Here is a 15,486-nt window from a genome sequence, read left to right on the forward strand (position 1 = left end):
GCAGCCTGCGGTATGTGCAAATACAGTCGGCAGGCCAGGGTTATCAGCCATCGTCAGGAGCAAGTCATGACAGAGCCAGCAGCACAGTGGAAACCCGAGTTGGTGCGTATTGCCGCCTTCTCTTCTGGGGAGACGGGAGGCAATCCGGCTGGGGTCTGGCTTGGTGCTCAGCTGCCCGCTACCGAGGAGATGCAGCGCATCGCCGCCGAGGTGGGTTTTTCAGAGACGGCCTTTGCTGCGCCTCTCGTCATCGCCGATGGGCCGGCCGGGACGGCGGCGCCGCAGTGGCGGGTGCGTTACTTCTCTCCACTGGCCGAGGTGCCTTTTTGCGGCCATGCCACCATTGCCCTTGGGGTGGCGCTGGGCCGCCGGGTTGGCCCCGGTGAGTATGGGTTGCAGCTCAATCAGGCCACCATTTCGGTATCGAGCTGGCTGGATGGGGAAGGGGAGTGGCAGGCGGCGCTGCAATCGCCCCCCACCAGCAGCAAGCCAGCCCCTGCCGAACTGGTGAGCGCCGCGCTGGCGCTGTTTGGTTATACCCAGGCAGATCTGGATCCCCGCATTCCGCCGGCCCTTATCCATGGCGGCGCCGATCATCTGGTGCTGGCCCTCAACAGCCGCACGGCCCTGGCGGCCATGCACTACGAGATGGCCGAGGGGCGCGCCCTGATGCAGCAAGAGGGGCTGGTCACCATCTTGCTGGTTCATGCCGCCCGCGAGCAGCTGTTTCATACCCGCAACCCCTTTGCTTATGGCGGTGTCTATGAAGATCCCGCCACCGGTGCGGCCACCGCGGCCTTTGCCGGTTACCTGCGGGACCTGCACTGGCCCCACGGTGGCATCATCGATCTCTTGCAAGGGGAGGAGATGGGGATGGCGTCGCACCTGCACGCCGAGATCCCCCCCGAGCCCGGCAGTTCAATCCGGGTATTTGGCCGCGCCCGTCTGATGTAACCCAGCCAATAAAAAACCGCCAGCTGGCGGTTTTTTATTGTGTCGGCCCTTATTTCAGGGCTTTTTTCAGCTTCTTGATCTTGCCTTCATGTTTGGCAATTTTCTCGAGGCGGGTGGCGATCTTCTTCTTGATCTCTTTCTTGCTGACTTTGGCCATCTGGCGTGCTCCTTTTGCAATGATGACACTCGCGGTGTCGGGGTAGGTCAGTCCATGAACCCCCAGAGTGCCACAGGGTAGCTGATGACACCAACCTTTCGCTCAAAATAACGGCAGACAGCATGCCGGCGTAGGGCCTTGTGCTGCGACGCTACGAAGCCAGAACAGGGTCGCTGCAGGGCAATTGGCAGCCATAAAAAAAGCGCCCTGCGGGGCGCTCTTGCTATCGGTGCGTGAGGGCGATCAGGCCTTTTTCAGGTAGGCGGCGACCAGCACGATCTGCACGCCGTTGACCTTGCCTTCGATGTGCAGCGGGTTGTTGGTGAGGCGGATGCCCTTCACCAGGGTGCCGCGCTTGGCGGTGAAGCCCGCCCCCTTGACGTCCAGATCCTTGATCAGGGTTACCGAGTCACCTTCGACCAGAACGGCGCCGTTGGAGTCGACGGTCGGTACGCTGTCGTCATCGTCGCTGGCCATGCCCGCTTCGGCCCAGGCCTTGGTCTCGTCTTCCATGTACATCATGTCCAGCATGTCCTGGGCCCACACCTCGCCCTGGGTGGAGAGGTTTTTCAGCTGGCGCCACGCCATGACCTGTACCGCAGGGACCTGGCTCCACATGCTGTCACCCAGGCAACGCCAGTGGTTGACCACTGTGGTTTCTGGCTGCTCCAGCTGGCCACGGCAGGTGTCGCACAGGGCAACGCTGTGATCATCATCGCTGGCCGGAGAGTGGGGGACCGCGAAGGCAGTCAGTGCCTGCTCGGCACCGCACAGTTCACACTTGGCGCCCGCGCGCGCTTGCAGGATGGCATTGATGGTCATGTTTTGGTTCCATTCACGTTGGTAAAATGGCCCGCGCTGGGCAGGCCAAGATAATGAAGGGGCGGAATATACCACAAAACCCCGCTCTTTGTCAGGCTAAGCCCCGCCGCAGGCCTATGGCGGGCCGGAGGAATTGACTGAAGGGACTCTCTTTGCCCGTGCTGAAGCCCGGTGATGGTGGCACACCCATGCCGGCGCAGCATGGATGAGAGTGCTTTTTGGCGCGGGATCGCTAGAATGAGCCTCCATTTTGACGGCAGAACAGGGGCGCGCGTGCTGGCTCAACGTTTTCAACAACTGGATCGACTGCTGAGCGAAGCCCGGCACTGGTGGCAATATCAACCCTACCACCACCTGGACCTCGCCTTTGCCAAGACGGCGCCGGCGCTGGCCGAGCGGCTCATTGCCCTGTCGCTGGCCGAGATTGAGCGGCTCGATGGCGACATGCCCGCCCTGTGCGAGCTGCTGGCCCCCTGGATCCCGCAGGGTTCAGCGCTGCATGCTCTGAGCGCGTTGCCGACCCTGACGGGCGAGCCCATCCCGTGCGAACGGACCATGGCGATGTACATGCCGGGGCGCAAGCAGGCCCAGATTGAAGCCTTCACCGCCTGCCTGCCAGCCCATCGCGGCCCCTATCTGGAGTGGTGTGCAGGCAAGGGCCACCTGGGGCGGCTGGTCTCCCTGCACCGTCAAGCCGAGGTGCTGAGCCTGGAGCTGCAGGCGCCACTGTGCGAGGAGGGGCGCCTGCTGGCTGCTCGCGATGGTGCCCGGATGGCATTTGTCTGTGCCGATGCCTTCGCCGATGAGACCGCCCAGCTGATCGCCCCGGCTCATCACGCCATGGCGCTGCACGCCTGCGGCGAGCTGCACACCCATCTGATTGAACAGGTGGCGGCGCGCGGTGCCGAGGGGGTGACCCTCTCCCCCTGCTGTTATCACCTGATCCGCACCAGCCACTACCGCCCGCTCTCCGGCCCGGCCAAGGCCAGTGCGCTGCAGCTTGCCAAGAGCGATCTGAAGTTGCCGCTGCAGGAGACGGTCACCGGCGGCGCCCGCATCGCCCGCTTGCGTGAGCAGGAGGTGGCCTGGCGGCTGGCCTTTGATTGCCTGCAGCGCCAGGTTCGCGGGGTGGATGAGTATCTGCCGGTGCCCAACATGCAAAAGAGCCTGCTGACTGGCACCTTTGAGGATTTCTGTGGCTGGGCGGCCGAGCGAAAGGGGCTGCTGTTGCCAGCCGGCCTCGACTACGCCGGGTTTCTGGCAAAAGGGGAGGCGCGTTATGGCGATGTCGCCCGCATGGAGCTGGTGCGTCACCTGTTTCGCCGTCCGCTGGAGCTCTGGCTGGTGTTGGATCGCGCCCTCTTCCTGCAGGAGCAGGGCTACCGGGTGGAGGTGGGGGAGTTTTGCGACAAGCCCATGACCCCCCGCAATATCCTGATCCGCGCGGTGCGCACGCCAGAAAGATAAGCGGCGGGCCCCGTCGTTGCGGGGTCTGTTGCAGCGGCTTGCTGTTTACCCTTCAAGGTCGCCGATTGGGGTATTTTTTTCGTTGAAAGAGCGGCTTTTTCGCTCTTTTTTCATTTTTCTTCGGCTTATTTACATATGTCCGGCCGCCGCGTCAAAACATCGGTTCACAATGCATTTTATGGCGGCCGACCGACAGAGTGAATTGGTTCACAGTTCCGATAACATTCTTAATTTTCATCGTGAATTTAGTGGCTGATAATATTACTCTCGAGGCGACTCTTATCCCGACGTTATTCTGACATAAGGACTGTCTGTTATGTTCAAGCCTACACATTGTGCCTGGCTGGTTGCGGCTGCCTGCGCATTGCCAAGTCATGCCATGAATATTCAACCCGACCCACAAAATGCCGGTGGATATGTGATCGCCGCACCGGATCTGGCCGCGGTTGAAAAAACCAAGACGGCCAATCCCATGTACGGGATTTGGGCAAAGGCGTTGGCGACACGTTCCAATACCATTGTCGATGCCATCAAACCGAGGGCAGCGAGCAACCCGGATAACGTCAAACGGGTCGAACGGGTATTCACCGAATCGGACTGGGATTATTTAACCCAGATGGCGGCGCCGGAATATACCTACGAGCGTTTCTTGCGGGCGGTCGGTAAATTCCCTGCCTTCTGCGGCGAATATACCGATGGTCGCGATGCCGATGCCATCTGCAAAAAATCCATCATCACCGCCTTTGCCCATTTTGCCCAGGAGACCGGTGGCCACATTGCCAAGGAAAATATCTCCGACAACCCGTTGGCACTGGAGGAGTGGCAGCAGGCGCTGGTGCACGTGCGCGAGATGGGCTGGTCGGAGGGACAGACCGGCTACACCACAGGCTGCGGCCAAAACGACTGGCAGAACAAGAAGTGGCCCTGCAGCACAGGGCAGGGTTATTTCGGTCGCGGCGCCAAGCAGCTCTCTTACCATTTCAACTACGGCGCCTTCTCCGAGGCGATGTTTGACGGCGATGCGTCCGTGCTGCTGAACAACCCCGGGCTGGTGGCGGACTCCTGGCTCAACCTTGCCTCCGCCATCTGGTTCTTCCTGACCCCGCAGGCGCCCAAGCCTGCCATGCTGCACGTGATTGACCGCACCTGGGTGCCCTCCCAGCGCGAGATCGCCGCCGGCATCGGCTACGGCTTTGGCACCACCATCAACGTCATCAACGGCGGCATCGAGTGCGGCGAGCAGAACAAGGACAAGGGGCAGCCGGTCAACCGCATCCGCTACTGGGAAGGGCTGGCCAAGCATTACGAGATCCCGGTCAAGGCCGACGAGAAGAACACCTGCTGGCAGCAGACCCCCTATGGCAGCCTCAACCTCAACGGCGCCACCGACGTGCTCTACACCAACTGGGACGGCAACTGGAAATATTACCCGGATCGGCCCGGCGGCTACTCGTTCGAGTGTGAGCTGGTGGGGTTCCAGACCGCCTACTCGGCGCTGGTGCCAGGAGATTACGAGAAGTGTGTGACCAACTTCTACGGCTCCCACGCCAACTGGCCCAAGGTGCGGGTGGTGGCCAAGCTGGATCCTGCGCCGGTTGACCCGACCGATCCCCCGGTGGGCGATGTACCTGCCTGGAGTGCCAGCAAGGTCTATACCGCGGGCAATCAGGTGAGCTACAAGGGGGCCATCTATCAGGCCAAGTGGTGGACCCAGGGCAATGAACCGGGCAAGGGGGATCCCTGGGTGCTGGTGCCAGCGAAATAAAGCAAAGCGGCCTGGATCAATTCGCGAGACGATTGATACATCTATTCAGCCAAGTAGGGGGACAGATTGTCCCCCTTGTTCCATATCCGACATGGAAAAATTGAGCTTGCATTTAATTTGGCAAGAGAGGGCGATACTCCGGCCCTTATCACTTATATGAGAGCTCGATGAGGGGGACAATAACCGATAGCCACCTATGCTGATGCCGGAAGTCAGTCATCTATATCGGACTGACTCAGTTTTTTATCTTGGGGAGCCGTCAGCTGAACTTTATTAAGTTGGGCATTGATGATGTGTTGTCTTATTGAAATGCCCCTTTTTATCCATCAGGCATGCCTCACTCAGCCGATATTTTATCGGGAGATCACATGCAAGGGTTAAAAGGGTTAAAAGGATTGGCCACCATCCCGCCATAAGGCATCACTGCGTATGCGTAAATGAGTAAACATCAGGGCGCAACCCCATGTTCACTATTGCCGTGCATGTTGAAATCCCGGTGACTGAGGTCGGGGAGGGCATCAAGGTGGCCAAATTTCAGGACCCGGAAGGCAACCGGATCGCATTGCAGGAGCGCTGGTTACCGGCCTCGTGAGCCATCTCTCCGCCGGTTTTGTGATGGGGACGGTGGCCGACGAGGGCGCAACATGGTACTCATCTGATCCGGCAGTGGCAGTGGCCACAATGACGGGGTCAGGTCAGCGACGACAAGCGACAGCAAGGCGCAAGGAGGAGTGATGAAGGGACATTGTCTGTGTGGCGGGATTGAGGTCTTGGCCGGCGATCACCAGGAGGTGGGGTTGTGTCACTGCAGCACCTGTCGGCGCTGGTCGGGCGGCCCGCTGTTTGCGGTGCACTGCGGCAAGGAGGTGCACTTTCGCGGGCTCACCCCGGTGGCCTATCGCTCCTCGGAGTGGGCGGAGCGGGGCTTTTGTCCCACCTGCGGCACCCACCTTTTCTATCACCTGTTGCCGACGGATGAGTACATAGTGCCGGCCGGTCTGTTTCAAAACGAATCCTTCCAATTGGCGAGCCAGATCTTCATCGACGAGAAGCCCGATTTTTACGAGCTGAAAAACGAGACACCAACCCTGACCGGTCAGCAGGTGTTCGAGCAGTTTGCGCCCAAGCCGTGAGCATGGGGCGAGGTAGCGTGAGCATCGGTCGCAATCAAAGGAACAGACCATGCAATTGGTAGTGATGCGCCACGGGCAAACCCCGGCCAATGCCGAGGAGCGCTATCAGGGGGCGCTGGATATCGGTCTGAGCGACACCGGCGTGGCCCAGATCAGCGCCCAGGCAAGGGCGCTAGCCTTGGCGCAGGCTCCGTTTCAGCGGCTGCTGAGCTCTCCCTTGCTGCGGGCACGGCAAAGCGCGGCCCTGGTGGCGGACGAGCTGGCGTTGCCGGTAATCCTTGCCCCCGCGTTTCGCGAGCGCCATGTCGGGGTGTTCGAGGGGCTGACCCAACAAGAGGCGCGGGCGCGCTACCCTGTGCTGTGGGCCCGCAACATCACCCGGCGCTGGGCCGAGGCGCCACCCGGCGGCGAATCGCTGGACGAAGTCATTGCCCGGGTCGGGCAGGGATTGGCGGAACTGGCGCAGAGTTGCCATCAGGAGCGGGTGTTGCTGGTGGCGCACGGCGTGGTGGCCAAGGTGATCCGGGCGCTGACCGTGGCGGGATTTGACGACTTCTTCGAGTGGCAGCTGGCCAACGGGGCCCTGCTGGAGGTGTCGCTGGCATGTGACGACGCTGGCGGGCCGCTGCGTTTCTTTGCCCGGCCGGGCAGTGAACATGATCTCGCTACCTTGAATTGAGGAAGGCGCCAGGCCTGATGATTGTCTATCAGGCTTGGCGTCGCCTATCAGGGGGAATCTGGCTGCGCCTTCCTTGAGCAGTTGCGCCCCTGTTTCTTGGCCAGATAGAGGGCGGTATCGGCCCGGCGCACCATGCGCTCCACCGTATCCTGCGGGCCCAGACTGGCACTGATGCCGACGCTGATGGTGAGCGGCACCTCGGTGCCTGCGCCCAGTTGATGCAGCTGCGATTCGACGGCGAGGCGGATCCGCTCCGCACTGGCCCAGGCCAGCTCCAGCGAGGTTTCCGGCAGCAATACGATGAACTCCTCGCCGCCCCAGCGGCCCAGCATGTCCACCTCCCGCAGCTGTTTGGCAACCCGCCTGACCAGGCTGAGGATGGCCTGATCGCCCTGTTGATGGCCATAGGTGTCGTTGATCTGCTTGAAGTGATCGATGTCGATCAGCAGCAGGCTCATGGTGTGATTGAAACGCTGGCAGCGCTGCATCTCCAGCTTGACCAGCTCGTCGAAGCGGCGCCGGTTGGCGATCCCGGTGAGGGGATCCGTGGTGGCCGCCACCTTGAGCTCCTCCACCAGCTTGGCCCGCTCCGAGATGTCCCGCAGGATGGCGGTCATCTCGGTGGTCTGACCCAGGTTGATCTTGGCGATGGTCACCTCCAGCGGAAATTCGCTGCCGTCGCGGCGCAGCCCCATCACGGAGGCGCGGGCGTGCATGGGGCGCGAGTTGATGGGGGAGTTGCTGAACGCCTTGAAATAGCCGTCGTGGTTGGCCCGAAAGCGCTGGGGCAGCAGGGTCTCCAGCCGCTTGCCGAGGTAGCTTTCGTCCACCCCGAACATCTCGCAGGCGGCGGTGTTGATAAGTTCGATGCGCGACTCGCTGCTGACGCTGATGATGCCGTCATAGGCGGAGTTGACCACCGCCTCGAAGCGCTTGCGGCTCATTTTGAGCGCCTCCTCCAGCTGTTTTTTGGCGGTGATGTCGATGGCGGTGACCATGATGCGGGTGATGCGGGACTGCTCGGGAATGATGGGGGAGATGACAAAGCGCCACCAGCTGGTGCGCGACAGGGTATCGATGGGCAGCTCGCTCTCAAGCCCCGTCTGCTGGCTCACACACTCGTGCATCGGCTGCTCTATGCTGCCGGTGATGTAGCGGGGAAACATCTCGCCCAGGCGCTTGCCGATGCAGCCCAGCACATCCAGCTCGAAAGCCTGGGCAAAGGTGTCGTTGGCGGAGATGAGGGTAAAGCGATCGTCCTTGTCGAGGGAAAACACCGCGACGGCGGCACCGATGGCATCGAGAGAGGACTTGATATCGGCGTGGGAACCCTGTGTGAACATGCAACCTCCATGGCGAATAACATATTGATATTCAGTATAGTGCGGCCGCTTTGATGCCCGATTGGCGGGAGCCGGGCAGGGGCCGGCCACAGAGCGCTTGCTCTGGCAAACTGGCCGGTCGGCCCGGATTGGGCTTTACTTGCGGGCATCTACAAACGGCACCGGATCCGGCGCAGCGGTCTGGTCAGCGCAACGAAGCAGGGAGGGGGAGATGAAGATCAGCATCGAGGCACATATCGAGCAGGAGATAGAGGCGGTCTGGTGGGCCTGGAACGATCCAGACTGCATCGCCAGGTGGAATGCGGCCTCCAGCGACTGGCACACCACCAGCAGCCGGGTCGATCTGGTGGTGGGTGGGCGCTTTTGCCATCACATGGCCGCCAAGGATGGCAGCGCAGGTTTTGATTTCACCGGCACCTTTACCCGGGTGGAGGCGCCGACTCGCCTCTCGTTCTTGATGGATGACGGGCGCGAGGTGGATGTGCAGTTTGCGAGCGAGGCGGGCGGCACCTGGGTGCAGGAGACCTTTGATGCCGAGTCGAGCCACACCCTGGCCCAGCAGCAGGCGGGCTGGCAGGGGATCCTCGACAACTTCAAGCGCTACGTGGAGGCGGCAGGCTAGGGGAGAGGTGCCAGTACCAATAAAAAACCACCGCCAGACGTCGGTGGTTTTTTATTGCGTCTTGATTGCGGGGCTCATACCGCTGGCGTTGCCGGCGGGTGGCGCGAAGGCGTTACTCTTCGATATCCAGCAGCACCAGGATGGCGCTGTCACCGCCCCATTCGCGGGGGGCCTGATGGAACGCCTGCACATTGGGATGCTGGGCCAGCCAGCTTGGAATGCGCTGCTTGAGGATATGTTTGCCGATGCCGTGCATCACCGAGGCGACGTGAATGTTCTCTTTTTGGCAGAGAGTCAGCAGGGCCGCCAGCTCCTGTTTGGCCTGCTGCTGGTTCATGCCGTGCAGGTCCAGGTAGATCTCCGGCGGATAGCTGCCGCGTTTGAGCTTTTTGAGCTCGAATTTTGACACGTCGTCGCGCACGTAACGGGTCGGTCCATCCTCTTCCAGATGGGGCTGGTATTCATCGCTGAAATAGTGGTCAACCCCAAGGGATTCGCGGCTCTCACGCATTTCGCGTTTCTGCTTGACCGGGCGTAACTCGGCCCTTATGGTATCTTGCTTGATTTTCCGGGTACCTTTTATCGCATCGCGGAACAGCAGGGTTTCCTCGTCTGTCGGTGAGGGCGTTTTTTTCATCAGGTACTCGTCTTGCTCGCTGTATAGAATTCTCGGGCCGGATATTACTCGACTTGGAGGTGGATTTGGACAAGATATTTATCGATGAGGTGGTTGCCGAGATGCACACCATCCAGGACATGTTGCGCTGGGCCATGAGTCGTTTCAACGACGCCGGGATCTTCTACGGACATGGTACCGACAACGCCTGGGATGAGGCCGTGCAGCTGGTACTGCCCGCGCTACATCTGCCGCCGGACGTGGATCCGGCCATGCGCCACTCCCGCCTGACCACCAGCGAACGGCACCGCATCGCCGAGCTCATCATCCGCCGTGTGCAGGAGCGCATTCCCGCCCCCTACCTGACCAACAAGGCCTGGTATGCCGGTTGGGAGTTCTACGTGGACGAGCGGGTGCTCATTCCCCGCTCCCCCATCGCCGAGATGGTGGCCAACCGCTTCGCCCCCTTCCTGAAAGATGAACCGACCCGGATCATGGACTTGTGCACCGGCTCCGGCTGCATCGCCATCATCATGGCCCACGAGTTCCCGGAAGCCGAAGTGGATGCCATCGACATCAGCGTCGACGCCCTCAACGTGGCCGAGCGCAACATCAACGATCACGGACTGGAGCAGCAGGTCATTCCGATCCGCTCCGATCTGTTCCGCGATCTGCCGGTCGGCGACAAGTACGATCTCATCGTCTCCAACCCGCCCTACGTGGATTCCGAAGACATGTCGGATCTGCCGGACGAGTTTCGCCACGAACCCGAGCTGGCGCTGGCCTCCGGCTCCGACGGCCTCAAGCTCACCAAGCGTCTGCTGGCCAATGCCGCCGATTTCCTGAAAGACGATGGCGTGCTGGTGGTCGAGGTGGGCAACAGCATGATCCATCTGGAAGCCCAGTTCCCTGACGTGCCCTTCACCTGGGTGGAGTTCGAGAACGGCGGTCACGGCGTGTTCGTGATGACCCGTACCGAGCTGGTGCAGTACCAGGACCATTTCGCGATTTACAAGAGCTAAGCAGGAGCAAGCATGGCAGGGAACAGTTTCGGCCAACTCTTTCGGGTTACCACCTTCGGCGAGAGCCACGGCCTGGCGCTGGGCGCCGTGGTCGACGGCTGCCCGCCGGGGCTTGAGATAAGCGAGGCGGATCTGCAGGGGGATCTGGACCGGCGCAAGCCCGGCACCTCCCGCTACACCACGCCGCGCCGCGAGCCGGACGAGGTGAAGATCCTCTCCGGGGTGTTCGAGGGCAAGACCACAGGCACCTCCATCGGGCTCTTGATCGAGAACACCGATCAGCGCTCCAAGGACTACTCCGACATCAAGGACTTGTTCCGTCCGGGCCACGCCGATTACACCTATCACCAGAAGTACGGCCAGCGCGACTATCGTGGCGGCGGTCGCTCCTCCGCCCGTGAAACCGCCATGCGGGTGGCGGCGGGGGCCATTGCCAAGAAGTACCTGAAACAGGTGCACGGCATCGAGATCACCGGTTTTCTCTCCCAGCTCGGCCCCATCAAGGCCGAAGCCTTCGACGCCGCGCAGATCGAGCAGAATCCCTTCTTCTTCCCCGATGCGGGCAAGCTGGAAGCGCTCGACCAATACATGCGCGACTTGAAGAAAGAGGGCAACAGCATCGGTGCCAAGGTGCAGGTCATCGCCAGCAATGTGCCGGTGGGCCTGGGTGAGCCGGTGTTTGACCGCCTCGACGCCGATATTGCCCACGCCATGATGGGCATCAATGCGGTGAAAGGGGTGGAGATCGGTGACGGGTTTGCGGTGGTGGAGCAAAAAGGCTCCGAGCATCGCGACGAGATGACCCCGGCCGGCTTTGCCAGCAACCATGCGGGCGGCATTCTGGGCGGCATCTCGTCGGGTCAGGATATCGTGGTGAGCATGGCGCTCAAGCCGACCTCCAGCATCACGGTGCCGGGCAAAACGATCAATACCGAAGGCGAGGCCATCGAGATGATCACCAAGGGTCGCCACGATCCTTGCGTCGGCATTCGCGCCGTGCCCATCGCCGAGGCGATGCTGGCCCTGGTGTTGATGGATCACCTGCTGCGCCACCGTGCCCAGAACCAGGGCGTGCTGACGCACACTCCGCAGCTGCGCTGATCGGCTGTTCACCACTCGGCTGATCGGGTGGCGCAGTCACACACAGGCACAATGAAAAGGCGACCTCAGGGTCGCCTTTTTGATGGCCATTCACCCCCTCTTGGCGAGTGGGCCGGGGGGCGTGTCGGCCGCCGGGTTGTCGAGCCGGCAGGTGGGCGGGGTGGGGTTGCCGCTTGCCGGCGGCAGGTTGGCGATCGCCGCATCGACCCGGGCCAGGGTGTCGTCATCGATGGCGCTGTTGGCAAACATCAGGCTGACCGGCTGGTGGTGGAGCAGCAGCTGGCAGTGGATAAAACCGTCGGCCCCCAGCTGTTGCAGCCGGTAACGAGCGTATTGCCACTCGACGATGATGCCGTCGAGGCGGCGGGCCAGCAGCAGATCGATCAGCCGGTCGTCGCTGTTGTATTCACTCGCCTGTTTCAGGGCCGGGCAGGATGCCATCAGCTGGGTCGGCCGGGTGCCGCGCAGCTTGCCAAGGCGCAGCTGGCTTTGCTGGCAGAGCCCCTGCAGGCTCTGCACATCCTGCCAGGGTTCACGCTGGCCGGGGATGGGATCGCTGCTCAGCAGCACGAAGGTGCTGCGCCGATAGGGGGCCGAGAAACGGGCAAAGGCGCGCCGCTCCGGCGTATCGAGCGCCCCCATGGCGAGATCGAGTTGCTGCTGCTCTATAAGATGAAGGGCCCGGGCCCAGGGCAGGTTGCGAAAGCGGGGCGCAAGCCCCGCCTGGGCCAGGATCTGGCGGGTCAGGCTCACGTCCAGCCCATCCAGCGTCCCCTGGGCATTGATGTAGCTGAACGGTGGCCAGTGGCCCCAGGCGACGGACAACCTGGTGTTGGCCTGCAGCGGCAGAGTGAGGGCAAGCATCAGCAGAAACAGCCAGTAGTGGCCGGCAGGCAGAAAATGAACACGCATGAACCTGAACCTCCTTGTTGCAGGATCGCCGCGGCGGCGTTGCCATGGTCTGGCATCAAGCATAGCCTGATTCGAATGAGTTCTTGAACGGCTTTTCTCGGCGGGACGGTGACCGGCTTTTGGCAAACATGCTGGGAGGAACATCACATTTTTCTCGTTTCTCCTCAATAACTCCGTTAGACTGCGCCCCTATTCTTTCCCCTTTGCTCTGCTCCCCGGGGAAATCGTTGTGTTCTCAACAGGCCCGGATCTGGCGAGATGGCATCGGCTCAGCAGAGGAGCCCCATCACGGATCCCCGGCGCCCCTATCCCTAGCAGGTAACTATGAGTTTTACTTCCCTCGGTCTGGCCGAACCCTTGTTGCGTGCCGTTGCCGAGCAAGGCTACGACACCCCGTCTCCCATTCAGCAACAAGCGATCCCGGCGGTACTGGCTGGCCGTGATCTGATGGCCGCCGCCCAGACCGGGACCGGCAAGACCGCAGGTTTTACCCTGCCGATGCTGCAACGCTTGACCGAGAGCAAGCGCAAGGTCTCCCCGAACCGCATCCGTGCCCTGGTGCTGACCCCGACCCGCGAACTGGCCGCCCAGGTGGGCGAGAGCGTGCGCAACTACGGCAAGCACCTGCCGATCCGCAGCCACGTGGTATTTGGCGGCGTGAGCATCAACCCGCAGATGATGGCGACCCGCCGTGGTCTGGACGTGCTGGTGGCCTGCCCGGGCCGCCTGATGGATCTCTACAACCAGAACGCCGTCAAGTTTGACGAAGTGGAAATTCTGGTGCTGGACGAAGCGGACCGCATGCTCGACATGGGCTTTATCCGCGACATCCGCCGCATCCTGGCTTTGTTGCCGAAAAAGCGTCAGAACCTGCTCTTCTCCGCCACTTTCGCCGACGAAATTCGCGAGCTGGCCACTGGCCTCCTGGACAACCCGGCGGTGATCGAAGTGACCCCGCGCAACAGCACCGCCGAGCGCATCGAGCAGCTGGTGCACCCGTGCGACAAGGCCAACAAGATTGCCCTGCTGAGCCACCTCATCTCCAGCAACAACTGGCAGCAGGTGCTGGTGTTTACCCGCACCAAGCACATCGCCAACCGGGTTGCCGAGAAGCTTGAGAAAGACGGCATCAGCGCCGCCGCCATCCATGGCAACAAGAGCCAGGGGGCCCGTACTCGCGCCCTGTCCGGCTTCAAGGACGGCAGCGTGCGCGTCATGGTGGCGACCGACATCGCTGCCCGCGGCCTCGACATCGACAAGCTGCCCCAGGTAGTGAACTTCGAGCTGCCGAACGTGGCGGAAGATTACGTGCACCGTATCGGCCGTACCGGCCGTGCCGGCGCCGCCGGTCACGCCATCTCCCTGGTGGCGGCAGACGAGGGCAAGCTCATCAAGGCCATCGAGCGGCTGACCAAGCAGAGCATCCCCTGCGAGCAGGTGGCGGGCTTCGAAGCCTCCCGCGAGACGCTCGATAACATCGCCCGTGGTATCGGTGCGCCGCTGCGCAAAGAGCCGCGCGATCCGAGCGAGCAGCGCCGTGCGCCACGTCCGCAAGGTCAAGGCCAGCGTCAGGGTGCCGGTCGCTCCGGCAATGGCGTCGGTGGTAACGGTGGTGGCAATCGCACTGGCAACGGCGGCAAGCCCAAGCCCCAGGGCGGCCAGCGTCCGGCCGATGGTGCCGGCAAACCGGCCCAGGCTCGTCGTCCGCGCCGTTCTACCCATAACCAGTAAGCGGTTCGGGAGCTTCTCTCCCACGCTCAACGGTTGAATAGAAAACCCCGCCAAGTTGGCGGGGTTTTTTGTGCCTGTGGTTTGCAGCAGGATGAAAAGAGGTGGCTCAGGCTGCAAGCAAATGGCGACGCTTGCCGACCTGCGTCTGGATCTGTTGACATAGCGTTTGAATATTCGGTTCATCCATTTTCTCACGGGAAATATAGATGCCAACCGTGCCTCTGTTATATTCCTCCGCCATCTCGAGTGGGACGATACCGAATTTTGAGAAGTATTCTCCCATGCTGCCTGGATACGGCATGACCGCATTGCTGGTATTCACCATATCGATGGCAGCCATCAACGAATTGGAGCTGTAAATGATTTTGTCATTGAGCTGCATCTCTTCATGCTCTTGCTTTTTGATTGCCATATCCTCGACCAGATGAAGATATTTAGGTTCATCCGTGGTAATCAACAGGCTGGGGTAATAAACCAGATCCTGCTTGCTGCAAATTTTCCCTGATAGGGGATGTCCAGCTCTGGCAAACACGGCATCGCTGGCGGTAAAGAGCGGGATGAATATCAGGCTGTAATGTTTATCCAGACCATGGATTTCATGCCCCAAGAACAGGTCGATATGATTGCCCAGGAGCAAGTCCAGCAGTCGCAGATGATTACCGACTTCGATATTGATGGCGCAAGACGGGTTGGCTGCGCGGTAATGCAGGGTGACAGGTTGCAGCACATGCTGCCACCAGGCGTGACCGGTTCCCACTCTCAGGGGCTGGGCTGCTCGCTCGCGCAGGATGGCGAGTCGTCTGAGGGTGTCATCGTAGATCCGTTGCATCATGCGGGCCTGGGTCAGCAACAACTCGCCGGCTGCCGTCAGCGCCACACCGCCAGCCTGTCTGATGAGCAGGGGCGTACCCAGACTCTCTTCCAGTTTCTTCATGTTGTGGGTCAGCGTTGGCTGGCTCAGCCCCATGTGCCTGGCGGCGAGACTCACGCTTTTGTGGGTCGCGACTTCAATGAATTGTCTGAGGTGTTTGTCCACGGGAAATAACGTACGTTCAGGATCAGGCGGAGCGCCACGCTAGTGCAAGCATGGGTGACTGTCAATCGCCTCCGTGTCGCCGCAACAGTTTTTGTGTGTGTCTCCTCACGTTGTTTTCTATTCGAG

15 protein-coding genes are annotated in these 15,486 nt (G+C 61.3%); 10 read left to right on the top strand and 5 right to left on the bottom strand.

All coding sequences use genetic code 11. The features are described 5' to 3' along the window. Positions 1-66: 66 nt before the first annotated feature. Positions 67-954 (top strand): PhzF family phenazine biosynthesis protein, encoded by an 888-nt coding sequence (locus tag AB5Y95_RS06305; protein WP_254196937.1) that lies wholly within the window; start codon positions 67-69, stop codon positions 952-954. 400 nt (positions 955-1,354) lie between these two features. On the opposite strand, the gene AB5Y95_RS06310 is transcribed toward AB5Y95_RS06305, so the two are convergent. Next, positions 1,355-1,933, bottom strand: coding sequence for an alkylphosphonate utilization protein (locus tag AB5Y95_RS06310; protein ID WP_216989340.1), 579 nt, complete (start codon positions 1,931-1,933; stop codon positions 1,355-1,357). Between the two features lie 237 nt (positions 1,934-2,170). On the opposite strand from AB5Y95_RS06310, the gene AB5Y95_RS06315 reads away from it, so the two are divergent. The 5 genes from AB5Y95_RS06315 (at position 2,171) to AB5Y95_RS06335 (ending at position 6,977) form a co-directional block, all read left to right on the top strand. Then, the gene (locus AB5Y95_RS06315) at positions 2,171-3,400 is read left to right on the top strand and encodes a methyltransferase (protein WP_368160096.1); all 1,230 of its coding nucleotides are present in this window, start codon (positions 2,171-2,173) and stop codon (positions 3,398-3,400) included. Positions 3,401-3,716: 316 nt separating this feature from the next. Next, the gene (locus tag AB5Y95_RS06320; protein ID WP_368160099.1) at positions 3,717-5,165 is read left to right on the top strand and encodes a chitinase; all 1,449 of its coding nucleotides are present in this window, start codon (positions 3,717-3,719) and stop codon (positions 5,163-5,165) included. A 463-nt stretch (positions 5,166-5,628) separates the two neighbouring features. Next, positions 5,629-5,757 carry a VOC family protein gene (locus AB5Y95_RS06325; protein ID WP_010634063.1) on the top strand — a complete coding sequence of 43 codons (129 nt, stop codon included), beginning with the start codon at positions 5,629-5,631 and terminating at the stop codon, positions 5,755-5,757. A 142-nt stretch (positions 5,758-5,899) separates the two neighbouring features. Further along, on the top strand, positions 5,900-6,298 hold the full coding sequence (locus tag AB5Y95_RS06330; protein ID WP_201891567.1) for a GFA family protein: 399 nt from the start codon (positions 5,900-5,902) through the stop codon (positions 6,296-6,298). A gap of 49 nt (positions 6,299-6,347) precedes the next feature. Beyond that, positions 6,348-6,977, top strand: coding sequence for a histidine phosphatase family protein (locus AB5Y95_RS06335; protein ID WP_065017659.1), 630 nt, complete (start codon positions 6,348-6,350; stop codon positions 6,975-6,977). A 47-nt stretch (positions 6,978-7,024) separates the two neighbouring features. Here AB5Y95_RS06335 and AB5Y95_RS06340 read toward each other — a convergent pair whose 3' ends face one another. Then, positions 7,025-8,320 (bottom strand): diguanylate cyclase, encoded by a 1,296-nt coding sequence (locus tag AB5Y95_RS06340; protein WP_065017658.1) that lies wholly within the window; start codon positions 8,318-8,320, stop codon positions 7,025-7,027. 211 nt (positions 8,321-8,531) lie between these two features. Here AB5Y95_RS06340 and AB5Y95_RS06345 point away from each other — a divergent pair, with 211 nt between their 5' ends. Further along, a complete protein-coding gene (locus tag AB5Y95_RS06345; protein ID WP_368160104.1) occupies positions 8,532-8,942 on the top strand; it encodes an SRPBCC family protein in 411 nt (136 codons plus the stop codon). 112 nt (positions 8,943-9,054) lie between these two features. On the opposite strand, the gene smrB is transcribed toward AB5Y95_RS06345, so the two are convergent. Beyond that, entirely contained in the window at positions 9,055-9,579 is a 525-nt protein-coding gene (smrB, locus tag AB5Y95_RS06350; protein WP_017780144.1) for an endonuclease SmrB, read from the bottom strand. Between the two features lie 65 nt (positions 9,580-9,644). On the opposite strand from smrB, the gene prmB reads away from it, so the two are divergent. Then, positions 9,645-10,580, top strand: a complete 936-nt coding sequence (prmB, locus tag AB5Y95_RS06355) for a 50S ribosomal protein L3 N(5)-glutamine methyltransferase (RefSeq protein WP_336291853.1) — start codon at positions 9,645-9,647, stop codon at positions 10,578-10,580. Between the two features lie 12 nt (positions 10,581-10,592). Beyond that, positions 10,593-11,681 (top strand): chorismate synthase, encoded by a 1,089-nt coding sequence (gene aroC, locus AB5Y95_RS06360; protein ID WP_010634057.1) that lies wholly within the window; start codon positions 10,593-10,595, stop codon positions 11,679-11,681. Positions 11,682-11,771: 90 nt separating this feature from the next. On the opposite strand, the gene AB5Y95_RS06365 is transcribed toward aroC, so the two are convergent. Continuing rightward, entirely contained in the window at positions 11,772-12,593 is an 822-nt protein-coding gene (locus AB5Y95_RS06365) for a substrate-binding periplasmic protein (protein WP_368160108.1), read from the bottom strand. Between the two features lie 324 nt (positions 12,594-12,917). On the opposite strand from AB5Y95_RS06365, the gene AB5Y95_RS06370 reads away from it, so the two are divergent. After that, entirely contained in the window at positions 12,918-14,324 is a 1,407-nt protein-coding gene (locus tag AB5Y95_RS06370) for a DEAD/DEAH box helicase (protein ID WP_368160111.1), read from the top strand. A 106-nt stretch (positions 14,325-14,430) separates the two neighbouring features. Here the strand turns inward: AB5Y95_RS06370 and AB5Y95_RS06375 are convergent, their stop codons facing one another. Continuing rightward, positions 14,431-15,360, bottom strand: coding sequence for a LysR family transcriptional regulator (locus tag AB5Y95_RS06375; protein ID WP_368160114.1), 930 nt, complete (start codon positions 15,358-15,360; stop codon positions 14,431-14,433). Positions 15,361-15,486 lie beyond the last annotated feature (126 nt).

The organism is Aeromonas sp. R5-3 (genome assembly GCF_040908225.1).
GTDB lineage: Bacteria > Pseudomonadota > Gammaproteobacteria > Enterobacterales > Aeromonadaceae > Aeromonas > Aeromonas dhakensis.

Coding starts and splice junctions, on each gene's coding strand:
- AB5Y95_RS06315 (WP_368160096.1), top strand. CDS start 2,171: ATGAGCCTCCATTTTGACGGCAGAACAGGGGCGCGCGTGCTGGCTCAA.
- AB5Y95_RS06340 (WP_065017658.1), bottom strand. CDS start 8,320: ATGTTCACACAGGGTTCCCACGCCGATATCAAGTCCTCTCTCGATGCC.
- aroC (WP_010634057.1), top strand. CDS start 10,593: ATGGCAGGGAACAGTTTCGGCCAACTCTTTCGGGTTACCACCTTCGGC.
- AB5Y95_RS06335 (WP_065017659.1), top strand. CDS start 6,348: ATGCAATTGGTAGTGATGCGCCACGGGCAAACCCCGGCCAATGCCGAG.
- AB5Y95_RS06330 (WP_201891567.1), top strand. CDS start 5,900: ATGAAGGGACATTGTCTGTGTGGCGGGATTGAGGTCTTGGCCGGCGAT.
- AB5Y95_RS06345 (WP_368160104.1), top strand. CDS start 8,532: ATGAAGATCAGCATCGAGGCACATATCGAGCAGGAGATAGAGGCGGTC.
- smrB (WP_017780144.1), bottom strand. CDS start 9,579: ATGAAAAAAACGCCCTCACCGACAGACGAGGAAACCCTGCTGTTCCGC.
- AB5Y95_RS06325 (WP_010634063.1), top strand. CDS start 5,629: ATGTTCACTATTGCCGTGCATGTTGAAATCCCGGTGACTGAGGTCGGG.
- AB5Y95_RS06370 (WP_368160111.1), top strand. CDS start 12,918: ATGAGTTTTACTTCCCTCGGTCTGGCCGAACCCTTGTTGCGTGCCGTT.
- AB5Y95_RS06320 (WP_368160099.1), top strand. CDS start 3,717: ATGTTCAAGCCTACACATTGTGCCTGGCTGGTTGCGGCTGCCTGCGCA.
- AB5Y95_RS06365 (WP_368160108.1), bottom strand. CDS start 12,593: ATGCGTGTTCATTTTCTGCCTGCCGGCCACTACTGGCTGTTTCTGCTG.
- AB5Y95_RS06310 (WP_216989340.1), bottom strand. CDS start 1,933: ATGACCATCAATGCCATCCTGCAAGCGCGCGCGGGCGCCAAGTGTGAA.
- AB5Y95_RS06305 (WP_254196937.1), top strand. CDS start 67: ATGACAGAGCCAGCAGCACAGTGGAAACCCGAGTTGGTGCGTATTGCC.